The organism is Actinomadura sp. NPDC000600 (assembly GCF_040492135.1).
Taxonomy (GTDB): Bacteria; Actinomycetota; Actinomycetes; order Streptosporangiales; family Streptosporangiaceae; genus Spirillospora.
Genome location: NZ_JBEUPD010000012.1, coordinates 101,535 through 116,352 on the forward strand (window position 1 = coordinate 101,535; position 14,818 = coordinate 116,352).

Annotated in this window: 16 protein-coding genes, 1 pseudogene and 1 riboswitch; of the genes and pseudogenes, 1 reads left to right on the plus strand and 16 read right to left on the minus strand. The window is 72.3% G+C overall.

Features of this window, described 5'->3' with window-relative positions; all coding sequences use genetic code 11:
- Positions 1-65: 65 nt before the first annotated feature.
- The gene (locus ABWI07_RS19365; RefSeq protein WP_353819356.1) at positions 66-536 is read right to left on the minus strand and encodes a winged helix-turn-helix transcriptional regulator; all 471 of its coding nucleotides are present in this window, start codon (positions 534-536) and stop codon (positions 66-68) included.
- Positions 537-594: 58 nt separating this feature from the next.
- Between ABWI07_RS19365 and ABWI07_RS19370 the strand changes: the two genes are divergently transcribed.
- Positions 595-1,155 carry an SRPBCC family protein gene (locus ABWI07_RS19370; RefSeq protein WP_149263984.1) on the plus strand — a complete coding sequence of 187 codons (561 nt, stop codon included), beginning with the start codon at positions 595-597 and terminating at the stop codon, positions 1,153-1,155.
- A 167-nt stretch (positions 1,156-1,322) separates the two neighbouring features.
- Here the strand turns inward: ABWI07_RS19370 and ABWI07_RS19375 are convergent.
- The 15 genes and pseudogenes from ABWI07_RS19375 to ABWI07_RS19445 all read right to left on the minus strand — a co-directional run.
- Positions 1,323-1,739 (minus strand): annotated as a pseudogene (locus tag ABWI07_RS19375) (DedA family protein); the annotation flags it as partial.
- 21 nt (positions 1,740-1,760) lie between these two features.
- Positions 1,761-2,900, minus strand: a complete 1,140-nt coding sequence (locus ABWI07_RS19380) for a TolB-like translocation protein (RefSeq protein ID WP_353819357.1) — start codon at positions 2,898-2,900, stop codon at positions 1,761-1,763.
- The gene (locus tag ABWI07_RS19385) at positions 2,897-3,364 is read right to left on the minus strand and encodes an RNA polymerase sigma factor (RefSeq protein ID WP_235037360.1); all 468 of its coding nucleotides are present in this window, start codon (positions 3,362-3,364) and stop codon (positions 2,897-2,899) included. Before ABWI07_RS19385 ends, ABWI07_RS19380 begins: the two co-directional genes overlap by 4 nt.
- 62 nt (positions 3,365-3,426) lie before the next feature.
- Complete coding sequence (locus ABWI07_RS19390; RefSeq protein ID WP_353819358.1) at positions 3,427-4,476, minus strand: hypothetical protein; 1,050 nt, start codon at positions 4,474-4,476, stop codon at positions 3,427-3,429.
- 55 nt (positions 4,477-4,531) lie between these two features.
- Positions 4,532-4,879, minus strand: coding sequence for a glycosyltransferase family protein (locus ABWI07_RS19395; protein ID WP_353819359.1), 348 nt, complete (start codon positions 4,877-4,879; stop codon positions 4,532-4,534).
- Positions 4,880-5,097: 218 nt separating this feature from the next.
- On the minus strand, positions 5,098-6,270 hold the full coding sequence (locus ABWI07_RS19400; protein ID WP_353819360.1) for a phosphopentomutase: 1,173 nt from the start codon (positions 6,268-6,270) through the stop codon (positions 5,098-5,100).
- Positions 6,267-7,439 carry an alanine racemase gene (locus ABWI07_RS19405; protein ID WP_353819361.1) on the minus strand — a complete coding sequence of 391 codons (1,173 nt, stop codon included), beginning with the start codon at positions 7,437-7,439 and terminating at the stop codon, positions 6,267-6,269. The genes ABWI07_RS19400 and ABWI07_RS19405 overlap by 4 nt, the downstream gene beginning before the upstream one ends.
- Complete coding sequence (locus ABWI07_RS19410; RefSeq protein WP_353819362.1) at positions 7,430-8,521, minus strand: aminotransferase class I/II-fold pyridoxal phosphate-dependent enzyme; 1,092 nt, start codon at positions 8,519-8,521, stop codon at positions 7,430-7,432. Before ABWI07_RS19410 ends, ABWI07_RS19405 begins: the two co-directional genes overlap by 10 nt.
- The gene (locus ABWI07_RS19415; protein WP_353819363.1) at positions 8,518-9,447 is read right to left on the minus strand and encodes a phosphotriesterase family protein; all 930 of its coding nucleotides are present in this window, start codon (positions 9,445-9,447) and stop codon (positions 8,518-8,520) included. Before ABWI07_RS19415 ends, ABWI07_RS19410 begins: the two co-directional genes overlap by 4 nt.
- Before the next feature lies 1 nt (position 9,448).
- Entirely contained in the window at positions 9,449-10,837 is a 1,389-nt protein-coding gene (locus tag ABWI07_RS19420) for a YhfT family protein (RefSeq protein WP_353819364.1), read from the minus strand.
- A 37-nt stretch (positions 10,838-10,874) separates the two neighbouring features.
- Entirely contained in the window at positions 10,875-11,234 is a 360-nt protein-coding gene (locus ABWI07_RS19425; RefSeq protein ID WP_149263993.1) for a DUF2620 family protein, read from the minus strand.
- Positions 11,231-11,608, minus strand: coding sequence for a PRD domain-containing protein (locus ABWI07_RS19430; protein WP_353819365.1), 378 nt, complete (start codon positions 11,606-11,608; stop codon positions 11,231-11,233). The genes ABWI07_RS19425 and ABWI07_RS19430 overlap by 4 nt, the downstream gene beginning before the upstream one ends.
- 24 nt (positions 11,609-11,632) lie before the next feature.
- Positions 11,633-12,562 carry a GntR family transcriptional regulator YhfZ gene (gene yhfZ, locus ABWI07_RS19435; protein ID WP_149263995.1) on the minus strand — a complete coding sequence of 310 codons (930 nt, stop codon included), beginning with the start codon at positions 12,560-12,562 and terminating at the stop codon, positions 11,633-11,635.
- A 194-nt stretch (positions 12,563-12,756) separates the two neighbouring features.
- Positions 12,757-13,518 (minus strand): hypothetical protein, encoded by a 762-nt coding sequence (locus tag ABWI07_RS19440; RefSeq protein WP_353819366.1) that lies wholly within the window; start codon positions 13,516-13,518, stop codon positions 12,757-12,759.
- 194 nt (positions 13,519-13,712) lie between these two features.
- A complete protein-coding gene (locus ABWI07_RS19445) occupies positions 13,713-14,381 on the minus strand; it encodes a CHAP domain-containing protein (protein ID WP_149263996.1) in 669 nt (222 codons plus the stop codon).
- A 13-nt stretch (positions 14,382-14,394) separates the two neighbouring features.
- Positions 14,395-14,560: riboswitch (cyclic di-AMP (ydaO/yuaA leader) on the minus strand.
- Positions 14,561-14,818: the final 258 nt, after the last annotated feature.

The following is a 14,818-nucleotide window of genomic DNA, read 5'->3' on the forward strand; positions in this document are numbered from 1 at the left end:
CCTCCCACCTTGTAGACCGCACCCGCCACGAAAAGGAATCGGCCACTCCCGAACCGGTCGGTTCGTCAGGCCTTGGCGCGTTCGGCGGGCATGCCGGGGCCGATCACGGCCTTGATCTCGGCCGGGTCGTCCACGCGTCCGCAGTGGGCGCACACCGTCCGCTGGGTGACCCCGGCGCCGCAGACCGAGTGGGTGTAGAGGATCGGCGGCTCCCCGTCGGTCGCCCACCGGTCGCCCCATTCGGTGAGGGCCACCAGGGCCGGGGCGAGCGCGCGCCCCTTGTCGGTCAGCAGGTACTCGTACAGTTCGGGCTGCTCGGAGTACTTGTGGCGGCGCATGATCCCGGCCTCGACGAACCCGTCCAGCCGGGCCTTGAGGATGTTGGTCGCGATGCCCAGGTTGCGCTGGAAGTCGCTGTAGCGGGTCGCCCCCGCGAACACGGCGTCGCGCATGATCAGCAGGCTCCAGCGCTCGCCGATCACCTCCAGGGTGCGTGCGATCGAGCACACCTGCGAGTCGTAGGTCTTCCCCAGCATGCCCCCAGTCTACCGACGTACTTGCGTCATGAAAGCAACTCTGGCTAGGGTCACTTGCATGATGCAAGCAGATCGTTCGAGCCAGAACTACACCACCTCCTTCACCGTGGACCGGACGCCGCAGGAAGTGTTCGAGGCCATCACCGACGTCCGCGGCTGGTGGTCCCAGGAGATCGAGGGCGTCACCGACCAGGTCGGCGGCGAGTTCGACCACCGCTTCAAGGACGTCCACCGCTGCCGGATCCGCGTCACCGAACTCGTCCCCGGCCGCAAGGTCGCCTGGCGCGTCCTGGAGAACTACTTCAATTTCATCGAGGACCAGACCGAGTGGAAGGACACCGAGATCGTCTTCGACATCTCCGAAAAGGACGGCGGCACCGAGGTCCTTTTCACCCACGTCGGCCTCGTCCCGCAGTACGAGTGCTACGACGTGTGCTCCAACGCCTGGGCCGGCTACCTCAGCGGCAGCCTGCCGAGCCTCATCACCACCGGAAAGGGCCAGCCCAACCCGAAGGAGGACGGTGACGCCCCGGCCCACCAGGACACCGCCACCGCGCTGCGCACCAAGCCGTCACCCCAGGCCGCCACCCCGGTCGGCACCGAGTCGGGCGGCGCCTGAGATGGCCGCGATCACAGGCGCGTGAACGACGTGCCGGGCTCGAGTTGGCAGGTGCTGGTCACCTCCCAGCCGCGGCCAAGTTGAGCCCGGCCACCTCCACGGCAGGCATCTGAGGTTCAGCGATCAGGACCTGGGGACGATTCGCCGGAATGCGCGGCGCAGAGCGCTCAACGGTCGTCCGCACCGCTGCTGCCATCGCGTTTGCGGCGCAGGTGACCGCGAAGCCGCCAGATGACGACGGCGAGGACGACCACACCGACGATCACGGTCGCGGTGACCCGCCCGGCAACGCGCTCGACCCGGGCATAGGCATGCCCGGCGAAGTATCCGAGCAGCGTGAAGCTCACGCCCCAGACCAGGCCGCCAGTGGCCTTGTAGACCAGGAACACCCGGCCGGGCATCCCCGAGGCCCCGGCCAGCGCCGGCATGATCGCGCGGAAGAACGCGACGAACCGTCCGGCGAAGACGGTGGCACCGCCCCTGCGCCGGATCAGGTCGCGGGCGCCGTCCACGCGGTCGCGGTGGCGGCGGAGCGGACGGCTGTCCAGAACCGGCTGCCCGGCATGGCGCCCGATCTGGTACCCGACGAAGTCCCCCGTGGGGGCCTACCAGGCGATCAGGCCCAGGTCGGTGCGGTGCATGTCGGGGAGGCGTCGGAAGCGGCCGTCGTCCATGCGGAAGACGGCCCGGTCGTGGCGCGAGCTGACGAGGAGGTGCCTGCCGGTCCCGTCGAGGGCGGTCCGGAAGTCCACCGGCGCCGCGGGCGCGATCTGCCCGGCGGTCATGCGGGCGAGTTCGCGGACGGGCGCCTTGCGGGACCCGTCCCCGAGGAGGGACAGCTCCACGATCGCGACGGACCTGAATTTCCCGTCGTCGATGTCGGTGTTCTCCTTGATCGCCATGACGGTACGCCCGTCCGGGGACGGCCGGAAGGCTGACAGGTTGTCGGTGCTCCTCAGGACGGCGCGGGCGTGGGCGAGGTCGGTGCCCGTCGTGCGGGTGTCGAGCTCGCGCAGGACGACCCCGGTGTACACCGCCTGGGGGTCCTCCGGAGCGTCGGTGACGAAGAAGAGGGTGCGGCCGTCCGTCGCCCATGACGGGGACTGCACGTACTCCGGAGAGCCGCCGCTCGGCGACGGCAGACGCCATCCCCGGCGGGCACCGGACGAGGATTCGACGACCGCCATGTCGTCGCCGCGGCAACCGGTGAAGTTGTTGAAGACGATCGCGAGGCGGCCGCCGTCCGCCGTGGCGGCCATCTCGTCCACCCTGGTGTCGAACCCGCCGGGCAGGGTCGTCCTGCGCGCCACGGTCCCGTCGCGGCGCAGGGTCACCTTGTCGATGCGGGTGCGGCAGGGGCCGGACTCGGCGGCGAGGAAGGCGGTGCGCCGGTCGGCCGAGACGGCGAGCGCGGCGTAGTGCCCGGCGCGGGGCTTGATGTCGTCGATCATGCGTCCGGTCCAGGAGTCGAAGACCCCGACGCCGCCCTTCCGGTGGGTCGCCAGGAAGTACGGGGGGCCTTCGTGCTCGCCGAGCGCCTCCGGACCGCGCAGGACGCCGCGGAAGGCGACGGTCACGACCGCGACCATGATCACGGTGAAGGCGGCGGCGACCGGCACGATCCACCGTCCCGCCGGCCGGTGGCGGCGGCGGGCGGCGGGCAGGACCAGGGGCGGCAGCGACTCGCGCGTCACCTCGCTCGTCTCGGCGGCGGCAGCGTCCTTCAGCAGCCGTTCGACGTTCACAGGGTCTCTCCCAGCATGCGCTCAAGGGCGGTGCGCCCGCGGGACGTGTTGGACCGGACGGTGCCCCGGCTCACCCGCATGATCTGCGCGGTCTCCTCCTCGGACAGCTCGAGGACGAACCGGAGCACCAGAGTCTCCCGCTGCCGGTGCGGGAGGCGGCGCAGCGCGTCGAGGATCTCCCTGCCCTGCTCCCGGCCCAGGACCCGGCTCTCCGCCGACGCGACGGGCGGGTCCTGGGCGCCGAGAAGGCGGCGGCCCCGGCGGCGCAGCACCGACCGGCAGTTGTTGAGCACCGACGACCTCAGGTAGGTCAGGGCCTTGTCGGGGTCCTTCAGCCGGCCCCACCGCTGGTACAGGCCGAGGAAGGAGTCCTGGACGACGTCCTCGGCCGTCGGCCTGTCGCCGACCATCACCAAGGCCAGCCTGACGAGGTCCAGGGCGTGCGCTTCGTACAACTGCGTCACCGCTCTCTCGGGGGAATGCACCATCAGGTCCGGGGGGCCGTCCTGGCGGAATTTGAGGAGGCTCACGGGGAAGAGACGCGTCCGTGCCGCTGATGTTGCACGGGCGGCCCGACTTTTTCCGGGCGGGCCGCCTCCCGCTGGAACAGCGACAGCGTGATGCCGCGGACGCGCCACACACCGGCCTGCTGGAAGTGCCGCTGGAGGACGTCGACCTTCGCGCGGTCCCGCGGGACGAGGGACGACATGCGCCAGGGCCCCTCCAGCAGCCAGACCCGGGCCGTCGCGGAGCCGGTCAGCCGGCGGCCGATCTCGGCGGGTTCGAACTCGGTGCCGCCGAAGTCGCCCGCCTGGGCGGGCGTCCGCCGCAGTGCGATGTCGCGCAGCCCGCGGAACTCGTCCGGGTACGCCTCGGCGACCGAACGCCGGTCCGCCGTGAGGAACAGGATCGCGTCGCCCGGCCGGGCCTCCCGCTCGACGATCGCCGCGGCCCCGCGGAGGTCGTCCCACCAGTTCTCCGGACGGCGCTGCTCGACGTGCAGCGGTGCCAGCAGGACGGCCATCGCGACGAGCGGCGCGATCCACGTCCGGTGGGGCAGCCGGGCGAGTCCCGCGGCGGCGAGCAGCGCCATGGCGGGGAGGCTGCCGATCACGTAGCGGTTCGTGTAGAAGGGATGGAACTGGGAGACCAGGAGCAGCACCGTCGCGGGCAGCAGCAGCCACGGCACGGCCAGGGCCCGCAGTCCGATCGGTCCGCGGCGCCGCGCCGTGAGCAGGCCCACCGCCATCGCCGCGCCGAGCAGGTACGCCGCGATCGGGGGGCCGGTGAACGCCTCGGCCAGGTAGAGCGCGTCGCGCCATCCCGGGCGCGTCAGCCAGTCCAGGGCGTTGCGCTGGGTCACGGCCAGCGCGATCAGCGGGCTCACCGCGACGACCGCTCCCGCCGCGGCGGCGGACCACCGGCGCAGCATCGGCCTGGTGCTGCGCGCGAGCAGCAGGGTCGCCAGGTGGGCGGGCAGGACGAGCAGGGCGAACAGATGGACCAGCCCCAGCAGGGCGATGCCCGCGCCGTACGCGGCGTACCGGCGCCGGGAGCCCCGTTCCGCCAGATCCACGAACATGACGGTCAGCCACACGGTGAGCGCCGCGACCAGGGAGTAGGACCGGGCCTCATGCGCGTAAGTGGCTGGCGAACGGAGCCCCGGCGCAGAGCAGGCCGGCGACCAGCCCGACGGTCCCGGACATGATCCTGCGGCCGAGGACGGTGACGCCCGCCGCCGTGGCCGCGAACGCCGCGATCGAGGGGATCCGCAGCGCGAACTCGCCGGCCCCGAAGACCTGCACGACACAGTGCATGAGCAGGTAGTAGGCGGCATGGACGGCGTCGATGTGCCAGGCGCACCACAGGATGTCGGGGGTCGAGCGGCGGGCTATCTCGGAGGTGATCGCCTCGTCACGCCACAACGGCAACCGTCCAGCGCCCCAGAGGCCCATCGCCAGCGCCGGCAGGGCGGGCACCGAGGGAAGGAGCCAGGCCCTCCGCCGCCCTCCCCCCGCCTCCCCTCGCCGACCTGCGTCTTCGGTGGGCGGGACGGGACGCTCGGCCGCGGCCGGGCGTTCACCGAGCAGAAGATCCAGTTTTGAGTCCACGCCAAGAGACGCAGGGAGCCCCGCGATGTTGCATCCCCCGGCACCTGTTTTCGATCAGTCGCGAGCGGTGTGTGGGCGTCCTCGGGTCAGGAAGGGAGGCCCAGGGCCCGGGCGGCTGTGAGGGCGATGTTGGACAGGCTGGTGGCGTCCGGCAAAGCCCGGGGTCTCGACGGCGACGCCGGGGCGTGGCTGAGGACGGGGACGAACTCCCTGGTGTGGAACGGGTGGCCGATCGTCGGATCGTTGCCGTGGTCCCCGGTGACGATCAGGTGGTCGCCGGGACGCATGGCATCGAGGAGCGGGGACAGTCCGGCGTCGATCTCCTGCAGGAGCGACGCGTATCGGTGGGCGTCCTGCTGGTGCCCGGCCAGGTCGGTCTCCTGGACGTTCGCCACGACGAGAGCGCAGGCCGTGCGGGTGAGGGCCGTGAAGGTCTCCTTGAGCACTTCGGCGGTCTCGACGGCCGGGCGCCGCACGGCGTCCGGGCACACGATGATGTCGGCGGCCTTCCCGACGAGGGTCACCGGGATGCCCGCCGCGGCGGCGCGCGAGGGAAGCTGGCGGGTGTGGTCGATCTGCACGCCGAGGTGGGCGACCTCGAGACCGTCGTTGACGTAGAAGCCTGAGGCGGGGGTGTCCAGGCCCGCCGTGCCGTCCGCGCCCGACCGGACGGAGCGCAGGAGCGGTCCGGTGCTGTGGCCGCCGACCGCGATCACCCGGGCGGTCGGGGCGACGCCGCGCACCGTCCGGGCGATGGCGAGGATCTCCCCGAACGGCAGGTCGTCCAGACGGGCGCTCACGTTCCAGCTGAGACCGGGGTCCGCCTCCAGGTTGTCGCCGACGACGGCGTGCCCGTCCACGAGGAGGACGGGCAGGCCGTCCAGGGCGCGTGCCTCGTGACCGGCCGACCGCAGGGCGGACGCGACGGTGTCGAGGTGGTCGGCGAAGCGGGCGAGGGCCGTCCCGCTCATGTCGGTGCCCATCATGGTCTGGTGGCCGGCGAAGGTGTCCGCGCCGGGATAGCCGAGGGCGGAACGTCCGGCGGCCGCGCCGGGGAGGATGGGGTGGTCCAGGCTCTCGTGCGGGTGCAGCAGTCCGAGGCCGAGAGCCGCGAACGCGGGAAGGCGTGGAGCGCCGTTCGCGGCGTCTAGGACGTGGCCGAGGGTGTGCGCGGCGGCGTCACCGGGACGGAGGGCGGCGGCGTCGGGCATGGCGCCGATGCCGAGGCCGTCGATGACCAGGATGACGGCGCGGCTCACCAGGGCCGCCCGTGGGAGTCCGCCAGGCCGAGGAGGCGAGGCTTGCCGGAGGCGACGCCCTGGACGGCGCCGACCGCGCTGCGGGTCACGAAGATCTGCGTGCGGAAGGCCAGGACGACGGTGTCGCCCACCCGGAGCGGCGGTCCCGAGGACGGGGCGCCGAGCAGGCGGTAGTAGTCGATGTTCTCGGGCGGCGCGGGCTCGACCGGGAGGGTGAGGGGCTCGCCGATGCCGGGGAACACGAGGGCCTCGTCCGGACGGCCTCGCGGGTAGAAGCCGCCGCCGAGGATCGCGGGCCGGCCGTCCGGCAGGATGTGCGCGATCTCGGAGACGTAGACGAGCGCGGGGATCTCGGGCTGGTCGAGGTCGGCGGCGTGCAGCGGGGTCGTCCCGGTGAGGGCATGACCGGGCTCCCCGTGCGTGACGCCGTGGGCGGCCAGCAGGGGGATGCTCGCGGCGGCCGTCACGCTGGGCGCGCTGATCGAGCGGATCGGCGACCCGGCCGCGGCGAGGCGGGACCTGGCGGTCAGCAGGGTCCGCAGGTTCGGGGTCGGGGTGATGGCTCCGGCCGACTCGTCGTAGAGGAGGCAGGGGAAGGAGGTGACGCCCTCAAGGGAGACGGCGTCCAGGTCGCCGACCTCGGCGGCGAACTTCTCGATGTCGGGCAGGGGGACGCCGCCTTCCTGCCCGGGGTAGATGTGGTCGGTCGCGGCGACGACGCGGGCCAGGAGCGGCTGGGTGATCCCGAGGCGGGCCGCCGCGGCCGACACCGCACGGGCCTGCTCGACGCCGAAGACGGTGACGTGCTCGGGACGCCACGACAGCACCTCGTCCACGGCGCCGATCGGAAGCTGGACCAGGTGGCCGACGTTGCCGAGCCTCGCCCCGGCCCGCCGGACCGCGTGGGCGTCGCGCAGGTCGATGGCGGCGGCGTCCGGCAGGTGCCCGGCCACCGTCCTGATCACGTAGGGGTTGCGTCCCACGTGCTTGAACACCGGCCACAGCCGGACGCCGTGGGCGGCGGCCACGGCTGCGAGCGCGGCGGTGTTGGCCGCGACGGCGTCCAGGTCGACCAGATACGTGTCGGGCGGGACGCGCCCGTCGCGGTGGAGCCCGACCGCGGCGTCCACGAGCCGCGGGTTGCGCGTCGTCGTCGCGGTCAGGAACACCGGATCTCCCTCAGCGCGCTGCCCAGGATCCTGATGACGAGGTCGGCTCCCGACCGCATCGGGTTGATCCGGATCGTCCAGTCGGCCAGCTCGGGGGAACCGGCCAGGAAGGTCTCGGAGAGGCGGTAGAAGAGCGGGGCGATCTCGTACCGGGAGTTGGACCCGACCGGGTAGGGAGCCGCCCCGTACCCGGCCGCGGCCTCGATGACCCGCCGGGCGACCGGGGCGTCCAGCCGGACGAGCACGCACCGGTCCTGGGCGTTGGCGATGCGCACTTGCGCCACGCCGGGGACCTCGCCCGCGCCGAGCCGTTCCGCGATCTCGGTGATGGCGGCGGACTGCACAGCCCACAGGACGGGGACGTGGGTGAGCGCGCGCAGAGCGTCGAGCGCCTGCGGTCCTTGGACCTGCCCTCCCCCGGAGTAGTTGTCGGCGTGGATCCGGTCGACGAGGTCGTGGGAGCCGACGACCAGTCCGACGCCCTCGGGCCCGAGCAGCTTGAACAGCGACAGCGCCGACGCCTCCGCCCCCATCTCGACACCGGCGCGCGGCGTGCGGAACGCCGCGTAGTTGTCGTCGACCAGGGCCCGCACGCCCAGGTCCGCGTACCGGGCGATCACCTCGGCCGGATCGTAGGAGTCCTCCGGGAGCTGCCGCGAATGCTGGATGTAGACGTAGGACGCCGCGGCCTTGGCGGCGGAGGAGTTGAAGTCGGTCTCGACCAGGTCGAGGCCCATCGAGCGGAAGGCCGTCGCGGTGGTCGCGTAGGCGGGCGCGGAATGCACGATCAGGGGGGCGCCCGGCTCCAGGGCCGCGGTCAGCATCGCCCTGATCGCGCCGCTGCCCGCGCCCTGGACGAGGGCCGCGGCGGGGGCGCCGAAGAAGTCGGCCAGGGCGGCCTCCGTCCGGCGGGTGGCGTCCGGCCGCCCCCACCGGGGGTCGACGCCGACATCGGCGGTGAACAACTGCCGCCCGTCGAAGTGGTCCGCCGCACATTCCAGGAGCCGGAATTGCCGGGCCGTCGCCTCCTCCAGCGAGACGGTCGGCAGCGGATGGGTCTCGCGCAGCTCCGGCGCGGTCATCGGGCCTCCCCCGAGGTCAGGAACCGGACGGGATTGTCGTGCAGGACCAGGCGCAGCGTCGGCTCGCCGACGCCCGCCGCGGCGAGCCGCGGCACGAAGGAGTCGAAGACGGCGCCGTACCCGCCGCCGCCGTTCGCCTTCAGGTAGCCGGCCCTGGAGACGTCGTTGCTGAGCAGCAGCCGGTCGGCGTGCCCGGCCTCGATCAGGTCCAGAGCCCGCCGGAGCCGCACGCCGTCGCTCTGGTAGGACGACTTGCCGACCGTGTCGAACGCGACGTACGCGCCGGCCTCGGCGAGCTTGCGGTGGGTCGCCGCGTCGTCCAGCAGGTCCTGGTGCCCGATGCTGATCCGATGGGGCGCCAGCCCCTCGGAGGTCAGGACGTCGAGCTGGACGAGCCCGCCCCGGCCCAGGTGGGCGTGGGTGGCGACCGCCAGCCCCGAGCGGACGGCGGCCGAGGCCGCGGCGCGGAGGCAGCGCTCCTCGTCCCGGGAGGGCCGCTCGCCGCCCGTGCCGACCTCGCCGATCACGCCCGGCCTGATCCCGGTGCCGTCCAGGCCGTCCTCGATCTCGGTCAGCAGCCGCCGTGTCAGGTCGGCGGTGCTCGACCCGGCGACGTAGGACGGGTGGAAGGCGCCGTGGTAGAACCCGGTCGCGGCCACCACCGCCACTCCGGCCCGCTCGCTGATCCGGGCGAGCGCGGCGGCGTCCCGCCCCATGCCGAGGCAGGTCAGCTCGACCACGACCGCAAGGCCGTGCGAGCGACGCAGCTCCGCCAGTTCGCCGCCGACCACCGCCTCGTCGTCGAGCGACGCCGCCGGATCCGGTGCGCGTCCGCGCGGCCCGCGCAGGTCGAGGCGCAGGTGTTCGTGGACGAGCACCGGTCCGCGCGGTGCCGGGACCTCCCCGAGTACGGTCCTCAGCCTCATGTCAGCCCTTCAGCGGAGTGAACAGGTCGAGCCAGTGCAGGACGTTCAGGACGATGCCCGCGACGACGACGGCCGCCGGGCCCGCCGCGAGCCGGACGATCGGCCGTCCGATCGACTCGTTCAGCAGGTAGAGCCCGCCGACGAGGGTGATCCCGAGGCCGCCGCCCATCTTCGCGGCGGCCGCGATCGCGCCGAACAGGATGGCGATCTCCAGCGTCTTGCCGATCGCGCTGCGCAGGTGGTCGGAGGCGTCCCGGATCGACGGGAGCATCGTCAGCCCCTTGCCGATGTAGGACAGCGCGAGGACCTCCACCGTGAACAGGACGGCGCCGCCGACCGCCGCCACGGCCGCGTTCGGCGCCAGGTACGCCAGCGGGTAGACGAAGGTGAAGCCGACGATCTGGTACGCGCCGCTGGCCAGCGCGGTCGTCGCGATGAGCGGCAGGAAGCCGAACGCCCGGTAGAAGTCGACCTGGGCTGCCTCGCCGTAGTCGCCCTTGGCCACCAGGAAGCTCGTCGCCTCGCCCCCGCCGAAGATGTGCATGTTGACCACCGCGGCGAGGACGGCGCCGAGCAGCGCGAACCAGGGCAGGTGCCGGCGCAGCCGCTCGGCGTTGGCCCCGAACAACGAGGCCATCGGGTCCGCGGCGGGCTCGTCGTCCGCCTTCCCCTCCACCGGGATGCGCGCGGCGCCGGGCGCGTCGGCGGGCCTCGGCGGGGCCGCGGCGGCGCGCCGGGCCCGCAGGTCCTTGGCCAGGGCGAAGCCGAGCAGCATCAGCACGCCCGCGGCCATGGCCAGCGCGCCCGGGAACTGGTCCGGCCAGACCTTCATCGAGATCACGACGATGGTGATCTCCACGGTGAAGGTGACCGCTCCGCGCACCCGCCCGAACTGGCTCGCGATCGCGATGACGGGGAACAGCAGGAACAGGAAGAGGATCGGCGTCGCCATCTCCTGCATCGCCGTGAGGAAGTCCACCGGCAGGTCGTGCGCCGCGTTGTTGGCTCCCGACAGCCCGAACACCACGACCGCGCCCCAGGCCCCGCCCAGGATCGGCGCCAGCCACCGGCGCGGCGCGAGCAGGCCGAGGATGTCGGTCGGCAGGAACAGCAGCCACGGGTTGAGCACCCCCGTCGACAGCGCCATCGGGGCCCCGAGCCCGAAGACGAAGCCGGCCGACAGGCCGAACGAGACCGCGGTCATCTCGCCGCGCCTGGTGTTGCCGCGGATGAAGTCCAGCAGGAAGGGGCGGGCGCCGTCGTTGAAGACGGCGAGCGCCATGTTCGAGATCAGTGCGGTGAGCGCGCAGAGGGCGATGACGGTCAGGCTCTGCGCCGGGGAGAAGTCGAGCTTGTCCGCCGCCGCGGGGGTGTAGAGGGCATAGGGCATGGCTGCCTCCGAGGGGAAACCGGTCAGGACGGGCGGGTCACCCGTTCCGCCGCCGTTCGTGGATGGCCCCGGCCAGGATCGGGACGACCTGGTCGATCTGGTCGATCGAGAAGCCGAAGGCGACCCTGCCCTCGGCGATCGCGGCTTCGGCGTCGGCCTCGGCGGCCTGCCCCCGGCCGAAGGTGAAGCACCGGGCCGCGCCGAGCAGCCCGACGAGCACGCCCAGGGAGCCCCCTGCCCCGGTGTGGCACGTTCCGATGTAGTAGTCGGCCTGGCCGGCCATCAGCCGGGTGGCCGCGTCCATGTCGTTGGTCACGACGACCTCGAAGCCGCCGATCTCCTCGAGCCGCTTCGCCACGTCGACCTTGCCGACGCCCCCCACCAGGATCTTCGTCATCGCATCGCCTCTCGTTGTCGTAGCAGGGCCAGGTGCAGAGCGAGGAAGCGGACCTCCTGACCGGGCAGGACGACGTCCAGCGCGGACTCGGCCCGCTCCGCCAGCGCCGCCGCCTGCTCCAGCGCGTCCGGGTGGCCGGCCAGCTCCGCCCGCACGGTCTCGTCGGCGGCGAACTCGGTCAGTGCCCCGCCGTCGCGAGAGCGCTGCAAGGCCAGGAGGAGATGGCTGGTCAGCGTTCCCGCGCTCTCCTCGGTGATCTCGCTGCCCGCCGCGTCCAGCATGTCGAGCTCGACTCGTACGAAACGGCAGATCTCGGGCGCGACCTGCCCGGTCCTCTCGAAGATCTCCAGCCGCTCGGCCAGCTGCCGGTCCATGGGACGGCCTCCTCTCAGGGCGGATCAGTACGAAGGCAGCCGGTCGCCGGACAGCACGGCCTGCTGCGTCCGGGTCACGAGCTCGGCGGAGAGGCGGTCGCGCACGGCTTCCAGGGCCGGGGAGTCGCCGGCGCGGACGGCGAGGACGGCGCGGGAGTTCCGGTCCGCGAGGCCGGTGGAGGTCACCTCGTCGAACGGGATGGTCGTGACCTCCTCGTCGATGTGCTGGTGGACCTCGTCGAGGTTCCAAACCGTCGCGTCCACCTCGCCCCGGCGGAACAGCTCACCGAGCTGCATGTACGACGTCTCGACGTACCGGACGGGCCGTTCCGCGAAGACCAGCCGGGTGAGCCGCTGCTGGTCGGCGGAACTGGTGTCGACGGCGACGGCCAGGCCCGGGTCGTCCAGCGACGTGCCCGCCCGCAGCAGCACGCCGTGCGCGCCGACGAACGTGCGGGGGCCGAGGTCGGCGAGCTGGGCGATCGGGCAGTCCGCCCCGAACTCCTCGAACGCCAGCCGGGACACCACGATGAGATCGACCTTGCCGGCCAGCAGCGCGTCCAGCCGGGCCTGCGCGCCCCGCATGAACGTGAGCGCGAACGGGATCTCCGCCTGCTCGAACGCCTCCCGCAGCCCGGTCGCCAGCCCCTCGTAGCGGCGCGAGTACGGCAGCGGCATCGCGGCGAGCATCGTCCCGAGCCCGGCCAGCTTCCACAGACCGGTCCGGTCGACGGCCCGCAGGTACGTGCCGAGGTGCCCGCGCGCCTCGGTCTGCACCGCGCCCGTGCTCTCCAGCAGCTGCAGGGCCGCCTGCACCGTGCCGTTGCCGACACCGAGCCGCTCCGCATAGTCGCGGATCCTCGGCAACCGCGAATCCGGCTGCTGATTGAGCAGTTCGGCTGCCAATTGCCGGGCGGCCATCCCGTTCCGTGTAAGGAACCGTGCGTCCAACATGCACTGAACAATAACCAGGATCCTGTACAAGCGCAATGGGTGACCGGGAACCCGCTGGGCGAGCCACTACGGTCCGCCGACGCGGCGCTGCCTGCCTTTCCTGCCCGGACACGACGGACCCCGCTCCCGTCCGAGGACGGGAGCGGGGTCTGTGGCGAGGATCGGGGGGCTGGGAGGGATCACCCGGACGGGGCTCAGCCGAGGGGCTTCGGGGCGCCCTTCTTGCCGGGGCCGTGGCCCCAGGACAGCACCTCGTACTTGACGCCCTTCAGGTGGCCCGCCGAGGTGCCGGTGTTGTACTTGCTGCTCGGCTTCTTGCCGTCCACCAGGTGGCGGAAGGTGTAGGTGTCGAGGTCGAGCATGACGCCGCGGTGCGACGGCTCGCCCGGCCCGCGGTCGCCGACGAAGCCGGTGACGGTGCGGCCCTTGTAGGACACCTTGACCTTGGTGTGCATGGGCCAGCTCGGGCTGGCGAACAGGCCCTTCTGCATCGGCTTGCCGCCGGCGGGGGCGCCGGTGTCGCCGTTCACGCCCGAGCCGTCGTCCCAGAAGTAGGACGCGGTGGTGCTGCCCGACAGGACGCCGTGGCCCTTCGGAGCGCCCTTGCCGGTGGCATGGCGCGGGGCCTTCGCGTCGTGCTGCCCGGCCACCGGCTGCCCGGTGACCTGCTTCCCTGTCACCTGCTTCGCGGTCACCGGCTTCCCGGTCACCTGCTTCCAGGTGACCTGCTCACCGGTCACCTGCTCCCCCGCCACCGGCTTCCCGGCCATCTCCTGCCCGGCGACCAGCTGGCCGGTCATCTGCCGGCCGGTGACCTGCTGGCCGGTGACCTGCTGGCCGCTGACCTTGTGCGCCGTCGGGCTGTCCGCCAGGGCTCCCTGGGCGGTCCCGACCGCCACTCCCGCGACGAGCGTGCCCGCGAGGGCGGTACTGATGAGGGCGACTCGCTGCTGCATGTTCATCCTTTGCTCGGTGGTCCGGGGCGCCGGGTCGCGCCTTCGGGCGTGTGGGGCTCGCCGTTCGGGCATGACGGACCCGGCGCACGGCACGTGGCGTGCTCGCGACGTGGGTGTGATCGCGCGGAGGGATGGAGAAAGGGGGGAGCACCGCTGGACGGTGCGGGGCTAGGGGGCCGCTGAGCGGCCCGGGCTCACCGGTACTGGGGGTAGCCGTAGCCTGCGACGGTGGAGGTGTCGCGGACCTTCTGCTTCACCGCGTCACCGGTGTTGCCCTCGATGGTCTTGATGGTGCCGTCGTGGTTGTCCTTCACGACGATGCCGACGTGCTCGACACCCTTGACGCCGCCGCCGTTCCAGGCGAAGAAGACCACGGCGCCGGGCTTCGGGGTCTCGCCGAAGCGGCCGGTCTTCTTGAACCACTTGGCGTGGCTGACGGTGTAGGCGTCGGCGCCCATGCCCTTGGTGCCGGTGTTCTGGCCCAGCCAGGACACGAACATGTCGCACCAGGACTGGCCCTTGTAGACCGAGGCGCTCTTGGCGCCGATGCGGTGGGCGTTCTGCTCGCCCAGCGGCGAGCCGGCGTACCAGTCGTTGAACTTGCTGTTGCCCGAGGCGTCCTCGTGGGTGCCGACCTGCGTGCGGGCGAGCTTGATGACGTCCTGTGCGGAGGCGCCGACCTCGGCGCTCTGGCCGCCGGCCTTGGACGCGGGGGCGGCCTGCGCGGTGTTCGCGGGCTTGGTGTCCGCCTGGGCGGACGGGGCCAGGGAGGTGAACCCGAACACACCTGCCAGGGAGAGGACGGCTCCGGCGGCGACGCGGGTGCCCATGCGCTTGGGCAGGCGGATATTACGAGCGGTCATGCAAGGTTCTCCTGAGTTCTTCCAGTCCGCCTACCGGGTTAGCTGTCGGGTTCGGGCGTGGAAGTGGCCCTACCGCGGCCCCGCGCATGGCGGGGGTGCGGATTCACCCCGGTGTTTCGGTGGGTCCCCGGCTCCGCTCGGCCATGATCGGCTCTCTGCGGACTCGGCGGCGGACGTGCCGTGATCGGCCGTCCTGATGATCAGGGACTCGACGCGCCCTTCATGATCTGGTCGGGCGCTCCGTACGGGCTTCCCCGTCGGTTACACACTCACAACAGGTTCAAGCGACCCCATATTTCGTCAAGCACGCCCCAAGAACCCGTCCGACCTGCAAAGCCTCCCCAAAACCCCCTAAACGCAAGGCCTCCGGCCCAGTCAAGCCGAAGCATGATTTTTTGGCCGCCACCTTCGCCCAGAGGGGTCAGCCCACACCCGAC

Coding starts and splice junctions, on each gene's coding strand:
- ABWI07_RS19410 (WP_353819362.1), bottom strand. CDS start 8,521: ATGACCGCGCCGGAGCTGCGCGAGACCCATCCGCTGCCGACCGTCTCG.
- ABWI07_RS19425 (WP_149263993.1), bottom strand. CDS start 11,234: ATGACGAAGATCCTGGTGGGGGGCGTCGGCAAGGTCGACGTGGCGAAG.
- ABWI07_RS19420 (WP_353819364.1), bottom strand. CDS start 10,837: ATGCCCTATGCCCTCTACACCCCCGCGGCGGCGGACAAGCTCGACTTC.
- ABWI07_RS19440 (WP_353819366.1), bottom strand. CDS start 13,518: ATGCAGCAGCGAGTCGCCCTCATCAGTACCGCCCTCGCGGGCACGCTC.
- yhfZ (WP_149263995.1), bottom strand. CDS start 12,562: ATGTTGGACGCACGGTTCCTTACACGGAACGGGATGGCCGCCCGGCAA.
- ABWI07_RS19365 (WP_353819356.1), bottom strand. CDS start 536: ATGCTGGGGAAGACCTACGACTCGCAGGTGTGCTCGATCGCACGCACC.
- ABWI07_RS19415 (WP_353819363.1), bottom strand. CDS start 9,447: ATGAGGCTGAGGACCGTACTCGGGGAGGTCCCGGCACCGCGCGGACCG.
- ABWI07_RS19370 (WP_149263984.1), top strand. CDS start 595: ATGATGCAAGCAGATCGTTCGAGCCAGAACTACACCACCTCCTTCACC.
- ABWI07_RS19430 (WP_353819365.1), bottom strand. CDS start 11,608: ATGGACCGGCAGCTGGCCGAGCGGCTGGAGATCTTCGAGAGGACCGGG.
- ABWI07_RS19445 (WP_149263996.1), bottom strand. CDS start 14,381: ATGACCGCTCGTAATATCCGCCTGCCCAAGCGCATGGGCACCCGCGTC.